This window comes from Micromonospora sp. LZ34, from assembly GCF_052981855.1.
The window spans coordinates 175,051-190,131 of record NZ_JBRIQN010000008.1 but is presented as its reverse complement, the minus strand read 5'-3'; the positions used below and the strand labels follow the sequence as shown (position 1 = coordinate 190,131).

Below are 15,081 nucleotides of genomic sequence, written 5' to 3'. Positions count from 1 at the left end.
GGCGTACGGGCGGTGCCGGTCGCCCCGGCGGCCGGCCGCCTAGACTCGCAAGGGTGTTGAATCGGATCGACCTGCGCGGCGGCGTGCGCGACCCCCGCCGCCTGCTGCCCCGTGCCCAGCTCGACGTGTCGGTGGCCGTCGAGCGGATCCGCCCCGTCGTGGAGGCGGTCCGGGAGCATGGGTACCCGGCGATCCGGGCGGCGAGCGAGCGGTTCGACGGGGTCGCCCCCGACCGGCTGCGGGTGCCCCCCGAGGCGATCGCCGCGGCGGAGGGCACCCTCGACCCGGAGGTCCGCGCCGCGCTGCTGGAGTCGATCACGCGGGCCCGGAAGGTGCACGCCGACCAGCGCCGCGCCGACCACACGACCCAGGTCGTGCCGGGCGGCACGGTGACCGAGCGCTGGGTGCCGGTCGACCGGGTCGGCCTCTACGTCCCCGGCGGCCTGGCGATGTACCCGTCGACCGTGGTGATGAACGTGGTGCCGGCGCAGGCGGCCGGGGTCCGCTCGCTGGTGGTGGTCAGCCCGCCGCAGAAGGACAACGACGGCCTGCCCGACCCGCGGGTGCTCGCCGCCTGCGCGCTGCTCGGCGTCGACGAGGTCTACGCGGTCGGCGGCGCCCAGGCGGTGGCGATGCTGGCCTACGGCGCCGCCGTGGACGCCGAGGGCAGCACGCACTGCGAACCGGTCGACATGATCACCGGGCCGGGCAACATCTGGGTGACCGCCGCCAAGCGGCTGCTGCGCGGGGTGGTCGGCATCGACGCCGAGGCCGGCCCGACCGAGATCGCGATCCTGGCCGACGACACCGCCGACCCGGCGCACGTCGCGGCCGACCTGATCAGCCAGGCCGAGCACGACCCGCTCGCGGCGAGCGTGCTGGTCACCCCGTCGGTCGAGCTGGTCGAGGCGGTCGAGCGGGAGCTGGCCCGGCAGGTGCCGGCGACCAAGCACGCCGAGCGGGTCGGCACCGCGCTCACCGGCGAGCAGAGCGGCGTGGTGCTGGTCGACGACCTCGACGCCGGGCTGCGGGTGGTCGACGCGTACGCGGCCGAGCACCTGGAGATCCAGACCCGGGACGCCCGCGAGTGGGCGCTGCGGGTGCGCAACGCCGGGGCGATCTTCGTCGGCGCCTGGTCGCCGGTGTCGCTCGGCGACTACTGCGCCGGCTCCAACCACGTGCTGCCCACCGGCGGCTGCGCGCGGCACTCCTCGGGGCTGTCCGTGCAGTCCTTCCTGCGCGGCATCCACCTGGTCGAATACTCCGAGCAGGCGCTGCGCGAGGTGGCCCCGCACGTGGTCACCCTGGCCAACGTGGAGGACCTGCCCGCGCACGGCCAGGCGGTGCGCGCCCGGTTCCCGGGGGCCGGGTCGTGACCACGCTGGACGACCTGCCGATCCGGGACGACCTGCGCGGGCTGAGCCCGTACGGGGCGCCGCAGCTGGACGTGCCGGTGCGGCTGAACACCAACGAGAACTCCTACCCGGTGCCCGAGCCGGTGGTCGAGGCGATCGGCAAGGCGCTCGCGGCCGAGCTGCGCGACCTCAACCGCTATCCGGACCGGGACGCGGTGGCGCTCCGCGCCGACCTGGCCGGCTACCTCGGCCACGGGCTCACCGTCGAGCAGGTCTGGGCGGCCAACGGCTCCAATGAGATCCAGCAGCAGCTGCTCCAGGCGTTCGGTGGCCCGGGGCGCAGCGCGCTCGGCTTCACCCCGGCGTACTCGATGCACCCGCTGCTGGCGCTGGGCACCGGCACCCGGTGGGTGCCGGCCCGCCGCGGGGTCGACTTCGGCCTGACCGCCGACGAGGCGGTGGCCCAGGTCCGCGAGCACGCCCCGGACGTGGTCTTCCTCTGCTCGCCGAACAACCCCACCGGCACCGCCCTCGACCCGGCGGTGGTCACCGCTGTGCTCGACGCGGCCCCCGGCATGGTGGTGGTCGACGAGGCGTACGCCGAGTTCGCCCGGCCCGGCACGGTGAGCGCGCTCGCCGTGCTGCCCGGCCACCCGCGCCTGGTGGTGACCCGGACGATGAGCAAGGCCTTCGGGTTCGCCGGCGGCCGGCTGGGCTACCTCGCCGCCGACCCGGCGGTGGTGGCGGCGGTGCAGCTGGTCCGGCTGCCGTACCACCTCTCGGCGCTCACCCAGGCCGCCGCCCGCGCGGCGCTGGCCCACCGGGACGCCCTGCTCGGCACGGTCGCCGCGATCAAGGCGCAGCGCGACCGGATCGTCGCCGAGCTGCGCGGCCGGGGCCTGCGGGTCGCCGACAGCGATGCCAACTTCGTGCTCTTCTCCGTCGGCGGCGACCAGAGCACGGCCTGGCGGGCCCTGCTGGAGCAGGGCGTGCTGGTCCGCGACGTCGGGCTGCCCGGCTGGCTGCGCGTCACCGCCGGCACTCCCGCCGAGACGGACGCCTTCCTCACCGCCGTGGAGAAGCTGTAGATGGGCGCGCAAGCCCCGCGATCGAGAGGCGAGCAATGAGCCGGACCGCCCGGGTGGAGCGGATCACCAAGGAGACGAAGGTCCTCGTCGAGATCGACCTCGACGGCGCGGGCCGGGCCGAGATCAGCACCGGCGTCGGCTTCTACGACCACATGCTGCACCAGATCGCCCGGCACGGCGGCTTCGACCTGACCGTCCGCACGGTCGGCGACCTGGAGATCGACGCGCACCACACCATGGAGGACACCGCGCTCGCCCTGGGCGCCGCGTTCGACCAGGCGCTGGGCGACAAGGCCGGCATCCGGCGGTACGGCTCGGCCACCGTCCCGATGGACGAGGTGCTGGTCCGGGCGGCGGTGGACCTGTCCGGCCGGCCGTACGTGGTGCACGACGAGCCGGCGCTGGCGCCCTACATCGGGCCGGTCTACCCGACCAGCATGACCCGGCACATCTGGGAGTCCTTCGGCCAGGCGGCCCGGATCACCCTGCACGTGGACGTGCTGCGGGCGGCCCGGCCGGGTGGCCACCCGGACGCGCACCACGTGGTCGAGGCCCAGTTCAAGGCGGTCTCCCGGGCGCTGCGCGAGGCCACCGCGATCGACCCGCGGGCGGCCGGCGCGATCCCCAGCACGAAGGGGGCGCTCTGATGGGCGCGGCGCTGCCGATCCTGCTGCTGGTCCTGGCCGGCGTGCTGGTGGGTGGGGTCTTCTCGCTGTACCGGCAGGGCGCGCCGCGGGCCGCGTTGCTGATCACCGCGCTGCTCGCCGTGCTGGCCACCGTGGGTGGAGTGCTCTGGCTGCTGCCGGGGGAGGGTTCATGAGCGAGCGTCAGCGAGCGAATCATCGGTGCAGCGCTGTGGTGCCTCAGGGCGGTACGGAGCGAAGCGGAGTGCCGGCATGAGCGAGCGTCAGCGAGCGAATCATCGGTGCAGCGCTGTGGTGCCTCAGGGCGGTACGGAGCGAAGCGGAGTGCCGGCATGAGCGAGCGTCAGCGAGCGAATCATCGGTGCAGCGCTGTGGTGCCTCAGGGCGGTACGGAGCGAAGCGGAGTGCCGGCATGAGCAACGTGGTGGTGCTCGACTACGGGTCGGGCAACCTGCGCTCGGCGGAGCGGGCGCTGGCCGCGGCCGGCGCCGAGGTGACGGTGACCGACGACCTGACCGCCGCCGCCGAGGCGGACGGTCTGGTGGTGCCGGGGGTGGGCGCGTTCGCCGCGTGCATGGCCGGGATCGAGGCGCTCGGCGCCGGGCCGGTGATCGCCGAGCGGGTCGCCGCCGGCCGTCCGGTGCTGGGCATCTGCGTCGGCATGCAGGTGCTCTTCGAGCACGGCGACGAGCACGGCGTGGTCACCAAGGGGCTCGGCCTGCTCCCCGGCGGGGTGACGAAACTGCCCGCCCCCCGGCTGCCGCACATGGGCTGGAACACGGTCCGGGCGCCGGCCGGCTCGGTGCTCTTCGCCGGGCTGCCCGCCGACAGCCGGTTCTACTTCGTCCACTCGTACGCGGCCGGCGATCCGGGCGGGCTGGCCGCGGCGGGCGCCGCGGTGACCACTGCGCACCACGGGGTGGACTTCGTCGCGGCGGTGGAGCGGGGCGCGCTGTCGGCCGCCCAGTTCCACCCGGAGAAGTCCGCCGACACCGGCGCCACGCTGCTGCGCAACTGGCTCGGCGCGCTGGGCACCCGTGGCTGAGCGGGTCCGCCACCGATCCCGCCGGCGAGGTCCCGCGCGGCGGGCCGGCGGGGTGCGCCGGCGGGGTGCCCGGTGAGCAAGGAGCGGGCCCGCCGGCGGGCGGAGCGGGAGGCCGAGCAGGCCCGCGAGCGGGCCGTCCGGCAGCGGCGGTCGGCCCGGCGGGCCCGGCGGCGGGCGCTGCTGCGGCGGATGACGCCCGCCTGGCGGCGCGGGCGTACCGGCCGGCTGCCGCGGCACAGCCGCGGCGAGCGCGCCGCGATCGTGCTGCTCACCCTGGCGTCGATCATGCTGATCTGGTCGCTGGTGGACGACCTGGCGCTGCGTCTCGCGCTGGTCGTGCTGCTGCTGCTCGTACTGCCGGCGATCGTCGTGATCGCCCTGGACCGTCGTACCTGAGTCGAGGAGAAGAACCTTGAGCCTGACCCTGTTGCCCGCCGTGGACGTCGCCGACGGCCGGGCCGTCCGGCTCGTGCAGGGCGCCGCCGGCAGCGAGACCAGCTACGGCGACCCGCTGGAGGCCGCGCTGGCCTGGCAGCGGGACGGCGCCGAGTGGATCCACCTGGTCGACCTGGACGCCGCGTTCGGCCGTGGCTCCAACGCCCACCTGCTCGCCGAGGTGGTGCGGCAGTTGGACGTGCACGTGGAGCTCTCCGGCGGCATCCGGGACGACGAGTCGCTCGCCGCCGCGCTGGGCACCGGCGCCGCCCGGGTGAACATCGGCACCGCCGCGCTGGAGGACCCGACCTGGTGCGACCGGGTGGTCGGCGAGTTCGGCGACCGGGTGGCGATCGGGCTGGACGTGCGCGGCCGTACCCTCTCCGCCCGGGGCTGGACGCGCGACGGCGGTGACCTGTACGAGGTGCTGGAGCGGCTGGACAAGGCCGGCGCGGCCCGGTACGTGGTCACCGACATCACCAAGGACGGCACCATGCGCGGGCCGAACCTGGACCTGCTGCGCGAGGTCTGCGCCCGCACGGACGCCCCGGTGATCGCCTCCGGCGGCGTCTCCACCCTGGACGACCTGCGGGCGCTGGCCACCCTGGAGCCGTTGGGCGTGGAGGGCGTCATCGCCGGCAAGGCGCTCTACGCGGGGGCCTTCACGGTCGCCGAGGCGCTGGAAACGCTGGCGGCGGCGTGACCGGGCGCACGATCGGCGACAGCGGCGTGACGGTCACCCGGCTCGGCTCCGGCGGGCCGTGGGAGGCCACCTACGGCTACTCCCGGGTGGTCCGCGCCGGCGACCTCGCCTGGACGGCCGGCTGCACGTCCACGGTGGACGGCGTGGTGACCCACGTCGGGGACGCCGCCGCGCAGACCGCGCAGGCGCTGCGGATCGCGCTGGACGCGCTCGCCGAGGTGGGGGCGCAGCCGGCCGACGTGGTGCGGACCCGGATGTACGTCACCGACCGGGCGTACGCCGACGAGGTCGGCCGGGCGCACAACGCCGTCTTCGGCGCGGTCCGCCCGGCCGCCACCATGGTGGTGGTGGCCGGCCTGCTGGACCCGGAGCACCTGGTCGAGGTGGAGCTCGAGGCGTACCTCGGCGACCGCTGAGCCGGCCCGGACGGCGCGGCGCGTCCCGCCGTCCGGTGCTCGACCGGGGCCGCCGGTCGGTGGAAGACTGACCCGGTGAGCGGGGCGGCCGTCGGTCGGGACGTGGTGGTCGGCCGCGCCCGGCGGTCGCTGGACGAGGGCCGCCCGGTGTTGGTGGAGGGGCCGGCCGGGATCGGCAAGACGGTCGTGCACCGGGCGCTGCTGGCCGCAGCGGAGCGGGCCGGCTGGCTGGTGCTGGCCTGCGCGCCGACCGAGACGGAGGCCGCGCTGCCGTTCGCGGCGCTGGCCGACCTGCTGGCCCCGCTGGCCGCCCGGGTGCCCGAGCTGCCGGTGCCGCAGCGCGCCGCGCTGGCCGGGGTGCTGCTCACCGGGGACGAGCCGGGGCAGCCGGTCGACGAGCGGACGGTGGGCGTGGCCATCCGGTCGTTGCTGGGCCTCGCCGCCGCCGACTCGGCGGTGCCGCGGCTGCTGGTGGCCGTCGACGACGCCCCCTGGCTCGATCCGCCGAGCGAGCGCGCGCTCCGGTTCGCGGTGCGCCGGCTGGTGCCGCGGATCGCCGTGCTGGTCACCGCGCGCAGTGAACGGGCCGGCACGGACCCGGCCCCGCTCGGGCTCGACCACGGCGCCACCGGCGCCCGGCCGGACCGGATCGCGCTCGGCCCGCTCGGTGTGGGGGCGCTGCACCACGTGCTGCGTACCGAGACCGGGACGGCGCTGCCCCGGCCGTTGCTGGTGCGGATCGCCGCCGAGGCCGGCGGCAACCCGCTGCTCGCCATCGAGCTGGCCCGGGCGGTGCTCCGCCTGCCGCAGCTGCCGGCCCCGGGCGCCGACCTGCCGGCCGCACCGTCGCTGCGGCAGCTGGTCGCCGACCGGGTGGCCGCGCTGCCGCCGGACACCCGGCACGCGGTGCGCCTCGCCGCCCTCTCCGGAGTTCCCACGCTGGCCGGGATGGCCCGCGCCGGGGTGCCGCCGGCCGCCTTCGACGCGGCCGAGGAGGCCGGCCTGGTGGTGGTGCGCGGCGAGGTCGTCGGGTTCGCCCACCCGGTGTACGCCGCGGCGGTCCGCGGCGACGTGCCGCCCGGAGTGCGCGGCCGGCTGCACCGGCTGCTCGCCGACACCGCGCTCGACCCCGACGAGCGGGCCCGGCAGCTGGCCCGCTGCGTCACCGGGCCGGATCCGGCGGCGGCGGCCGAGATCGCCGCGGCCGCCGCCCGGCAGCGCAGCCGGGGCGCGCCGGAGACGGCCGCCGGCCTGTACGACAGCGCGGCCCGGCTCGCGTCGCCCGGCGTCGAGCACGCGAGGTGGCGGCTGGCCGCCGTGGAGTGCCGCAACGACTGCGGCGACTACTCCGCCGCCCGAGCGGCCGCCGACCGCGCGGCCGAGGAGCTGACCGGTCCGGCGCGCGCGGAGGCACTGCTGTTGCGGGCGGTCGTCGCCTGGAGTTCCGACGAGCCGGCGGAAGCGGCCTGGACCGCGGCCGAAACGGCCCTGGCGTCCGCGCCGGCCGGATCGACGCTGGCCGGCCGGATCCACGCCCACCTCAGCCTCTTCCGGGACGCCCCGGAGACGGCCCGGCGGCACGCGGAGGCGGCGGTCGCCCTGCTGGCCGACAGCCCGCGCCACCGGGCCGTGCACGCCGCCGCCCTGTTGCTGCTCTTCTTCAACGAGGTGCGGGCCGGCCTGCCGGCGCGGGCCGAACTGCTGGCGCGGGGCCTGGAGCTGGAGGGGGAGGAGCCGTCCTGGCTGGCCGGCACGGTGCCGGCGATCTGGTGGCGGTCGGTGGACGAGCACGGGCGGGCCCGCGACCGGTTCCACCGGATGCTGGACCGGGCGGTCGCCCGTGGCGACGAGCCGTCCCAGCACGACCTGCTCTGCCAACTGGGCGAGACCGAACTGCTCGCCGGCCGGTGGGCGGACGCCGCCACGCACATCGCCGCCGCCCGCGAGCTGGGTGAGCAGTACGGCACCGACTCGGCCGGCGAGCACTGGCTGGACGGGCTGCTGCTGGCCCACCGGGGGCGACTGCCCGAGGCGGACCGGATCGCCGCGGAGGGGCTGCGCCGGGCCGCCGAGCTGGACGACCGCTGGCGGCGGCGGATCTACGCCCAGCTCGCCGGCTTCGTCGCGCTGAGCGCGGGGCGGATGCCGGTGGCCGCCGGGCACTACGGCGAGCTGGCGGTGACCGTCGACGAGCTGGGCCTGGTCGAGCCGATCGCCCAGCGGTTCGAACCGGACTGGCTGGAGGCCTGCGTCGGCGCCGGTGACCTGACCACCGCCGAGGCGGTGCTGGACCGGCTGGCCGTCCGGCACCGGCGGCTGCCGCGACCGTGGACCACGCTGGGGTTGGCCCGCAGCCGGGTGCTGCTCGTCGGCGCGCTGGGCCGGGACCCGTCGGACGCGCTGGCTGAACTGGCCGCCGCCCGGGCCGCGGTGCCGGTCGACGTACTGCCCCTGGACCGGGCCCGCTGCCTGATGGTGGCCGGAATCGCGTACCGGCGCCTGCGGCGTCGGCGCGAGGCGCGGGACGCGTTGACCGCCGCCGCCGCCGAGTTCGACGCGCTCGGCGCGGAAGCCCTGGCGGCCGGGCCCGCGCCGAGGCGGAGCGTACCGGCGGCCGGCCGCCGGCGCCCCGCCAGCTGACCGGCACCGAGCTGGAGGTGGCCCGGCTGGCCGCCGCCGGCCGCACCAACCGGGTCATCGCCGACACACTGTTCATCAGCCCGAAGACCGTCGAGGCGAACCTCGCCCGGGTCTACCGGAAGCTGGGCGTCGCCAGCCGGGCGGAGCTGGGCGCGGTGATGGCCCGCGCCGACGTCGAAGGATAGGGAAACACCCGATTACCCCGGCGCCGCGCCGACCTAGCGTCGACGCATGGCCGCTCGACTGTTCGTGCTCGAACGCTACGACCGGGGCCCGGGAGAGGGCACCGGCGAGCCCGTCGACGGGTTGACCACCGGCACCACCCGGTTGCGGGGCGCTCTGCGGATCCCCGCCGACGACGTGGTGCTGGCACTGGTCGAGGGGCCCGACGCGGAGACGGTGGCGGCGGTGGCCGCCGCCGCCGGTTGGCGGGTGGACCGGATCGGGCCGGCCGAGTGGATCGTCGCGCCGGAGGGCGCGGCGCCCCGGGCCGGAGCAGACCCGTCATGACCGTTCCGCCGGGGAGCTCCGGCCATCGATCCACGAAGGAGGGACGTCGAGGTGAAGCAGATTCGTCGTCACCGGCCGTCCGTGCTGCTGCTGGCCGGGCTGCTCGGACTGGCCGGGCCGCTGGCCGGCTGCGGCGGCACGGAGGACACCCCGCCCGCGGCCGGCGGCGCGCCGCCGCCGGAGGTGGTGGCCACCGCGACCGCGGCCGCCGAGCCGTCCCCGACGCCGGCGGCGTCGGCGCCGGACCCGTGCGCGCTGCTGTCCAGGCGGGAGGCCGAACAGCTCGCCGGCACGCCACTGGAGGACGCCCGGCCGGTGCGGGAGACCTGCACCTACAACGGGCCGGTCAGCGGGCCGACCGCCCAGGTCGAGGTCTTCGTCGGCGGCGGGGCGAAGAAGTTCCTGGACATCGAGCGCGACCTCGGCCACGAGCTGCGGCCGCTGGCCGGGGTCGGTGACGAGGCGTACGCCAGCCACGAGGCGGTCTTCGTGAACGGCTCGGGGGTCTGGGTGTCGGTGCGCCTGGTCCGGCTCAACGACCCGGCGGAGAACCGCGCGCCGCTGGAGAAGGTGGCGCGTACCGTGGCCGGACGACTCTGAGCGGGGCGCGGCGGCGATGAGGACGAACCGCTCCGCCCGCTGGCTCGCCGTGCTGACGGCGCTGGCCGTACTGGTGGTGACCGGGGCCTGCCAGGGCGACCGGCCGCCGGGCGGCGAGCGGATGGACCCGTACCACGCGGACGCGATCCGGTACGGGCTCGCGCCGCGGCCGCACCCCGACGTCACGTACCAGCCGGACGTGGTCCTGGTCGGCGGCGGCGGCGCCGCGGTGCGGTCGGTGACCGACGACGGGCTGACCTGGCGGATCGACCCGGACGCCGACCGGGCGGACGAACTGGCCCCGGGCAAGGTCATGTTCCTGACCTCCCGGGCGGTCGGCCGGGTGGTGGACGCCCGCCGCGACGGCGGCGACCTGGCGGTGACCATCGGTCCGGTCGAGCTGACCGAGGTGATCCGGGACGGCACCTTCCGCACCGACGCCCCGGTGCCGCTGGACCGGCCGATCGCCTACTCCGCCGGCACGCCGGCCTGGGTCGCCGCGGACCTGCCGCCCGACGCCCCGCCGGGCGGCGGCACCGGCGGTGGCGTGCCAGGCGCGGACACCGGCGTGCCGGGCGGCGGCGAGCCGGGTGAGGGCACCGGCGGCGCCGGTGGCGGCGGGCCGGGCGAGGTCGGCGGCGGGCAGGTCCGGGTCGCAGCGGGCGGCGGGGCGCCGCTCGGCCGGTCGCGCCCGGTCCGTGCGCCGGCGCCGCGCCCGGCGGCGCCACCGGCCCGGGTCGCCAACCAGCAGTCGGCACAGGCGGGTCCTCTCCGGCTGACGACGGAGTGCTGCTCCGACGGGGTCACCGCGCGGTTCGAGCACGACGACGGCGAGATCCGGATGACCGGTTCGGTGACCCTGCTGATGAACCGGCCGACGGCCACGTTCGATCTCGCCATCTCCGGCGGCACGGTCACCCGGGCGGAGTTCAGCATCACCGGCGGCGCCGGCCTCCGGGTGGCGGTCAAGGCGGCGACCACGGTCGGCAACGTCCGTAACCTGGCCAGGTCGGTGGTGGTGCCGACGCAGTTCAGCGTCCCGATCGGGACGCTGCTCGGGGTGCCCTTCTCGGCCACCGTGGACCAGTTGCTGGAGGTGAAGACGGCGTTCAGCGCCAAGGACGGCCGGCTGGACGCCGCCGGCGAGTACGCGCTGACCGGCGCTCTCGGCTACGGGTACCACCGGCCGTACTGGGGCCCGGTCATGCCGAGCGGCTTCGCCGTCCGCAACAGCCTGACGAACTCGATCACCGGCGTCTCGATCGGAGCCAGCGGGCTGCTCGTCGCGTACGACGTGAAGTTCACCGTGGGAATCGGGGCGCTCGGGTTCACCGCCGGGGTGTATGCCGGCCTGCGCGCCACGGTCGGGGCGAGCCTCGGCTCGGGGGCGGGCCTGATCGTCTGCCGGGGCGCCGGGCTCAGCGTCACCATGCGCTACGGGATCAGCTACTCGATCCCGAAGGTGGTGGCCGACGTGGTCAATTTCTTCCTCAGGGTGTTCAAGACCAAGCCGATCAGGCAGCGGGGCGAACTCGGCGACGAGAGCGTGGTGGTGAAGCGGTCCGAGACCGTCCCGCCGGACGTGCCGCTCTGCGTCGGGTGACCGGCCGACAGATTGTGCACAACTCAATTGTGCGCTACGGTTTTCGGGTGACCGATGATCTGGTGCTGGGCCGGCAGGTGTGCTTCGCGCTCTACGCGGCGTCGCGCGCGCTGACCGACGTCTACCGCCCGATCCTCGACCGGTTCGGGCTGACCTACCCGCAGTACCTGGTGCTGCTGGTGCTCTGGGAGCACGACGACTCCGCGCCCACGGTCTCCGAGCTCGGCGCGCGTCTGCGGTTGGATTCCGGCACGCTCTCTCCGCTGCTCAAGCGGCTGGAGGGGGCGGGCCTGGTGGTCCGGCGGCGCTCGGCGCGCGACGAGCGGCGGGTCGAGGTGGGCCTGACCCCCGAGGGTCGGGCGCTGCGCGAGCGGATGGCGGACGTCCCGCTGCGGGTGGCCCGGGCCACCGGGCTCACCGCGGCGGAGCTGGTCGCCATCCGGGACACCCTCACCCGGGTCACCGAGACCATCCACCGACAGAAGGAGCAGTGACCCCTCATGCAGGTGCTCTACACCGCGTCCGCCCGGGCCACCGGTGACGGCCGCGACGGCCACGTCCAGACCTCCGACGGCACGCTCGCGCTCGACCTCGCGGTGCCGGAGGAGATGGGTGGGGCCGGCGGGGCCGCCAACCCCGAGCAGCTCTTCGCCGCCGGCTACGCGGCCTGCTTCCACTCCGCGCTGCGGCTGGTCGGCCGCCGGGCCAAGGCGGACGTGACCGGCTCGGTCGTCGAGGCGGAGGTGGGCATCGGCCCGAACGGCGCCGGCGGCTTCGGGCTGACCGTCACGCTCCTGGTCGACCTGCCCGCCGTCGAGCGGGCCGCCGCCGAGCAGCTGGTGGCGCAGGCGCATCAGGTCTGCCCGTACTCCAACGCCACCCGGGGCAACATCGACGTCGCGCTCACCGTCCGGGCGGCGGCGTGAGCGGGCCGGTGAACCGGGAGATCCACCTGGCGTCCCGCCCCGAGGGCTGGCCGACCGCGGAGAACTTCCGGCTGGTCGAGACGGAGGTGCCGAGGCCCGGGCCGGGCCAGCTCCTGGTACGCAACCGGTACCTGTCGGTCGACCCGTACATGCGCGGGCGGATGAACGACGTGAAGTCCTACCTGCCGCCGTTCCGGCTCGACGCGCCGCTCGACGGTGGCGCGGTCGGCGAGGTGGTGGCCGCCGAGGCGGAGGGCTTCGCGCCCGGCGACTGGGTGCTGCACGGCCTCGGCTGGCGGGAGTACGCGCTGGTCGACGCCGGCTCCGCGCGTACCGTCGACCCCGACCTGGCGCCGGTGACCACGTACCTGCACGTGCTCGGGATGACCGGGCTGACCGCGTACGCCGGGCTGCTCGAGGTGGCCGGGATGCGGCCGGGCGAGACGGTCTTCGTCTCCGCCGCGGCCGGCGCGGTGGGCAGCCTGGTCGGGCAGATCGCCAAGCTCAAGGGGGCGTCCCGGGTGGTCGGCAGCGCCGGCTCGGCGGCCAAGGTGGAGCGGCTGACCGCGCTCGGCTTCGATGTGGCGTTCGACTACCACGACGGGCCGGTCCGCCGGTCGCTGAAGGCGGCCGCGCCCGAGGGCATCGACGTCTACTTCGACAACGTCGGCGGCGACCACCTGGAGGCGGCCATCTCCGCCATGCGCCCGCACGGCCGGGCCGCGATCTGCGGCATGATCGCGCAGTACAACGACACCGAGCCGCCGGCCGCGCCGCGCAACCTGGCGCTGGTCATCGGCAAGCGGCTGACCCTGCGCGGCTTCCTGGTCGGCGACCACGGCGCGCTGCGCGGGCAGTTCGTCCGGGAGATGTCCGGCTGGCTGCGCGACGGCAGCGTTCGCTACGACGAGACGGTCGTCGACGGGATCGAGAACGCCCCCGAGGCGTTCCTCGGCCTGCTGCGCGGCGAGAACTTCGGCAAGATGCTCGTCCGGGTGTGACCCGGGCCTCGTCGGCGGCGGCCAGCCCGTCCGGGTCGGCCGCCGCGGCCCGCCGACGGGATAGGCTCGCCGCATGACGGTGGCGGTACGGGTGATCCCCTGTCTGGACGTGGACGCCGGACGGGTGGTCAAGGGGGTCAACTTCCTGGACCTGCGCGACGCCGGTGACCCGGTCGAGCTGGCCGCGGCGTACGACCGGGCCGGCGCGGACGAGCTGACCTTCCTCGACGTCACCGCCTCCTCCAGCGACCGGGGCACCATGCTCGACGTGGTCCGGCGCACCGCCGAGTCGGTCTTCATCCCGCTGACCGTCGGCGGCGGCATCCGGCAGGTCGCCGACGTCGACACGCTGCTGCGGGCCGGCGCCGACAAGGTCGGGGTGAACACCGCGGCGATCGCCCGGCCGGAGCTGATCGCCGAGATCGCCGACCGGTTCGGCCGGCAGGTGCTGGTGCTCTCGCTGGACGTGCGGCGCGCGCCGGCCGGCACCACGCCCAGCGGCTTCGAGGTCACCACCCACGGCGGCCGGCGGGGCACCGGGCTGGACGCGGTCGAGTGGGCCCGCCGGGGCGCCGAGCTGGGCGCCGGCGAGATCCTGCTCAACTCGATGGACGCCGACGGCACCAAGGCCGGGTTCGACCTGGAGCTGATCGGGGCGGTGCGCCGGGTGGTGGACGTCCCGGTGGTGGCCAGTGGCGGCGCCGGCGAGGTGGCGCACTTTCCGCCGGCGGTCGGCGCCGGCGCGGACGCGGTGCTCGCCGCGAGCGTCTTCCATTTCGGTGAGCTCACCGTGGCCGAGGTCAAGGACGTGCTGCGCGGGGCGGGCCACCCCGTCCGCTGAGCCGGCGGCGGCGGCCGGGCGTCAGTCCCGGTGCGCCCGGTTCTCCGGGGAGCGGCGGGGCGCCGGGATCGAGCGCACCAGATATTCCTGCACCGCGGCGGCGTGGTCGGCCTCGTCGAGCCGCCACTCCGCGTGGACCGGCGGCTGCCGGCGGCTCAGCACGCCCTGCACGGTGTCGACCGTGGTGGCCAGCCCGGCGTTGGGACGGGTGCGCCACAGCCGCTCACCGTCGGGGGTGATCCGGAACCAGCCGTCGGCGACGTCGACCAGGCCGGCGCCGACCAGCCGGCGGACCGCCTCCTCCACCTCGTGCCGCTCCGGGATCGCCTGGTTCAGGTGGTCGGCGGTGGAGAGCACGTCGGCCAGCCGCACCCCCTCGGGCCGCCGGCTGGACGGGGACCGGCGGTGCCGTCCGGCACCGCTGGCGATCACCAACGAGACGAAGATCCAGGCGTCGCTCCAGCGCCATCCGCTCTCCCCCATGCGCAGATTCTGCCGGGCACCGCGGCCAAAAGGGAACACCCGGCCCGCCCCCCGCACCCTGGGCGACGACGTGTGTACGCCGCTCAGCCGGCCGGCACCGGCGCGGCCCGGCCCGAGGTGGGCAGCGGCGGCTCGGCGACGGTGAACCGGGGCAGGAACAGCTGGGTCAACGGCCCGATGGCGAGCGCGTACGCCACCGTGCCGACGCCGACGGTGCCGCCGAGCAGCCAGCCCACCGCCAGCACGGCCACCTCGATGGCGGTGCGGACCACCCGGATCGACCAGCCGGGCCGGCGGGCGACCAGGCCGGTCATCAGCCCGTCGCGGGGGCCGGGGCCCAGCCGGGCGCCGATGTAGAGGCCGGTGGCCGCGCCGTTGGCCACGATGCCGGTGACCAGCAGGCAGATCCGGACGGCGAGCGGCCCGCCGGCCGGCAGCACCGCCAGCGTGGCGTCCACCACCAGGCCGATGACCACCACGTTGCTCACCGTGCCGATGCCGGGGCGCTGCCGCAACGGGATCCAGAGCAGCAGGACGAGCGCGCCGACCGCGATGGTCACGGTGCCGAAGGACAACCCGGTGCCGCGGGCGAGCCCCTGGTGGAAGACGTCCCACGGGTTCAGGCCCAGCCCCGACCGGATCATGAGGGCCATGCTGATCCCGTAGAGGGCGAGGCCCGCGTAGAGCTGGGTCAGCCGCCGGAGGGGGCGGTACCGCAGATTGCCAACCGTTGCCATGCATGCCACCCTAGGGGCCAATCCGGAGCGCTGAAGAGCCAATATCGGAGGAGT

The 15,081-nt window shown here is 76.0% G+C and carries 19 protein-coding genes; 17 read left to right on the top strand and 2 right to left on the bottom strand.

What is annotated here, in order from left to right:
- The first annotated feature begins 53 nt into the window (after positions 1-53).
- From hisD to hisF, 17 genes are all read left to right on the top strand, one after another.
- Entirely contained in the window at positions 54-1,376 is a 1,323-nt protein-coding gene (gene hisD, locus ACVCAH_RS12230) for a histidinol dehydrogenase (protein ID WP_447136199.1), read from the top strand.
- Complete coding sequence (locus ACVCAH_RS12225) at positions 1,373-2,443, top strand: histidinol-phosphate transaminase (RefSeq protein WP_447136198.1); 1,071 nt, start codon at positions 1,373-1,375, stop codon at positions 2,441-2,443. Before hisD ends, ACVCAH_RS12225 begins: the two co-directional genes overlap by 4 nt.
- 35 nt (positions 2,444-2,478) lie before the next feature.
- Positions 2,479-3,090 (top strand): imidazoleglycerol-phosphate dehydratase HisB, encoded by a 612-nt coding sequence (gene hisB, locus ACVCAH_RS12220; protein WP_447136197.1) that lies wholly within the window; start codon positions 2,479-2,481, stop codon positions 3,088-3,090.
- Positions 3,090-3,263, top strand: coding sequence for a hypothetical protein (locus tag ACVCAH_RS12215; protein WP_447136196.1), 174 nt, complete (start codon positions 3,090-3,092; stop codon positions 3,261-3,263). Before hisB ends, ACVCAH_RS12215 begins: the two co-directional genes overlap by 1 nt.
- Before the next feature lie 236 nt (positions 3,264-3,499).
- Positions 3,500-4,132 (top strand): imidazole glycerol phosphate synthase subunit HisH, encoded by a 633-nt coding sequence (gene hisH / locus ACVCAH_RS12210; RefSeq protein WP_447136195.1) that lies wholly within the window; start codon positions 3,500-3,502, stop codon positions 4,130-4,132.
- A gap of 72 nt (positions 4,133-4,204) precedes the next feature.
- Positions 4,205-4,528: a hypothetical protein gene (locus ACVCAH_RS12205; RefSeq protein ID WP_447136194.1), complete on the top strand. Its 324-nt coding sequence runs from the start codon at positions 4,205-4,207 to the stop codon at positions 4,526-4,528.
- A 16-nt stretch (positions 4,529-4,544) separates the two neighbouring features.
- Positions 4,545-5,270 (top strand): bifunctional 1-(5-phosphoribosyl)-5-((5-phosphoribosylamino)methylideneamino)imidazole-4-carboxamide isomerase/phosphoribosylanthranilate isomerase PriA, encoded by a 726-nt coding sequence (priA, locus tag ACVCAH_RS12200; RefSeq protein WP_447136193.1) that lies wholly within the window; start codon positions 4,545-4,547, stop codon positions 5,268-5,270.
- Entirely contained in the window at positions 5,267-5,686 is a 420-nt protein-coding gene (locus tag ACVCAH_RS12195; protein WP_447136192.1) for a RidA family protein, read from the top strand. The genes priA and ACVCAH_RS12195 overlap by 4 nt, the downstream gene beginning before the upstream one ends.
- Before the next feature lie 75 nt (positions 5,687-5,761).
- Positions 5,762-8,326, top strand: a complete 2,565-nt coding sequence (locus tag ACVCAH_RS12190) for an AAA family ATPase (RefSeq protein WP_447136191.1) — start codon at positions 5,762-5,764, stop codon at positions 8,324-8,326.
- Between the two features lie 17 nt (positions 8,327-8,343).
- A complete protein-coding gene (locus ACVCAH_RS12185; RefSeq protein ID WP_447136190.1) occupies positions 8,344-8,511 on the top strand; it encodes a helix-turn-helix domain-containing protein in 168 nt (55 codons plus the stop codon).
- A 46-nt stretch (positions 8,512-8,557) separates the two neighbouring features.
- Positions 8,558-8,836, top strand: a complete 279-nt coding sequence (locus tag ACVCAH_RS12180; RefSeq protein ID WP_447136189.1) for a hypothetical protein — start codon at positions 8,558-8,560, stop codon at positions 8,834-8,836.
- 51 nt (positions 8,837-8,887) lie between these two features.
- Positions 8,888-9,436, top strand: a complete 549-nt coding sequence (locus tag ACVCAH_RS12175; RefSeq protein ID WP_447136188.1) for a hypothetical protein — start codon at positions 8,888-8,890, stop codon at positions 9,434-9,436.
- A gap of 16 nt (positions 9,437-9,452) precedes the next feature.
- Positions 9,453-11,039 (top strand): hypothetical protein, encoded by a 1,587-nt coding sequence (locus ACVCAH_RS12170; protein ID WP_447136187.1) that lies wholly within the window; start codon positions 9,453-9,455, stop codon positions 11,037-11,039.
- 47 nt (positions 11,040-11,086) lie between these two features.
- Complete coding sequence (locus tag ACVCAH_RS12165) at positions 11,087-11,533, top strand: MarR family winged helix-turn-helix transcriptional regulator (RefSeq protein ID WP_447136186.1); 447 nt, start codon at positions 11,087-11,089, stop codon at positions 11,531-11,533.
- 6 nt (positions 11,534-11,539) lie between these two features.
- Positions 11,540-11,965, top strand: coding sequence for an organic hydroperoxide resistance protein (locus ACVCAH_RS12160; RefSeq protein ID WP_447136185.1), 426 nt, complete (start codon positions 11,540-11,542; stop codon positions 11,963-11,965).
- Positions 11,962-12,966 (top strand): NADP-dependent oxidoreductase, encoded by a 1,005-nt coding sequence (locus ACVCAH_RS12155; protein ID WP_447136184.1) that lies wholly within the window; start codon positions 11,962-11,964, stop codon positions 12,964-12,966. The genes ACVCAH_RS12160 and ACVCAH_RS12155 overlap by 4 nt, the downstream gene beginning before the upstream one ends.
- A gap of 73 nt (positions 12,967-13,039) precedes the next feature.
- Positions 13,040-13,807 carry an imidazole glycerol phosphate synthase subunit HisF gene (gene hisF / locus ACVCAH_RS12150; RefSeq protein ID WP_447136183.1) on the top strand — a complete coding sequence of 256 codons (768 nt, stop codon included), beginning with the start codon at positions 13,040-13,042 and terminating at the stop codon, positions 13,805-13,807.
- 21 nt (positions 13,808-13,828) lie between these two features.
- Here hisF and ACVCAH_RS12145 read toward each other — a convergent pair whose 3' ends face one another.
- The gene (locus tag ACVCAH_RS12145; RefSeq protein ID WP_447136182.1) at positions 13,829-14,290 is read right to left on the bottom strand and encodes a hypothetical protein; all 462 of its coding nucleotides are present in this window, start codon (positions 14,288-14,290) and stop codon (positions 13,829-13,831) included.
- Between the two features lie 83 nt (positions 14,291-14,373).
- Positions 14,374-15,027 carry a membrane protein YczE gene (gene yczE, locus ACVCAH_RS12140; RefSeq protein ID WP_447136181.1) on the bottom strand — a complete coding sequence of 218 codons (654 nt, stop codon included), beginning with the start codon at positions 15,025-15,027 and terminating at the stop codon, positions 14,374-14,376.
- Positions 15,028-15,081: the final 54 nt, after the last annotated feature.

Bases quoted from the DNA above. Each gene is read 5' to 3' on its own strand.
- hisB (WP_447136197.1), top strand. From the start codon at position 2,479: ATGAGCCGGACCGCCCGGGTGGAGCGGATCACCAAGGAGACGAAGGTC.
- ACVCAH_RS12215 (WP_447136196.1), top strand. From the start codon at position 3,090: ATGGGCGCGGCGCTGCCGATCCTGCTGCTGGTCCTGGCCGGCGTGCTG.
- hisH (WP_447136195.1), top strand. From the start codon at position 3,500: ATGAGCAACGTGGTGGTGCTCGACTACGGGTCGGGCAACCTGCGCTCG.
- ACVCAH_RS12180 (WP_447136189.1), top strand. From the start codon at position 8,558: ATGGCCGCTCGACTGTTCGTGCTCGAACGCTACGACCGGGGCCCGGGA.
- ACVCAH_RS12170 (WP_447136187.1), top strand. From the start codon at position 9,453: ATGAGGACGAACCGCTCCGCCCGCTGGCTCGCCGTGCTGACGGCGCTG.
- ACVCAH_RS12160 (WP_447136185.1), top strand. From the start codon at position 11,540: ATGCAGGTGCTCTACACCGCGTCCGCCCGGGCCACCGGTGACGGCCGC.
- hisF (WP_447136183.1), top strand. From the start codon at position 13,040: ATGACGGTGGCGGTACGGGTGATCCCCTGTCTGGACGTGGACGCCGGA.
- ACVCAH_RS12145 (WP_447136182.1), bottom strand. From the start codon at position 14,290: ATGGGGGAGAGCGGATGGCGCTGGAGCGACGCCTGGATCTTCGTCTCG.
- yczE (WP_447136181.1), bottom strand. From the start codon at position 15,027: ATGGCAACGGTTGGCAATCTGCGGTACCGCCCCCTCCGGCGGCTGACC.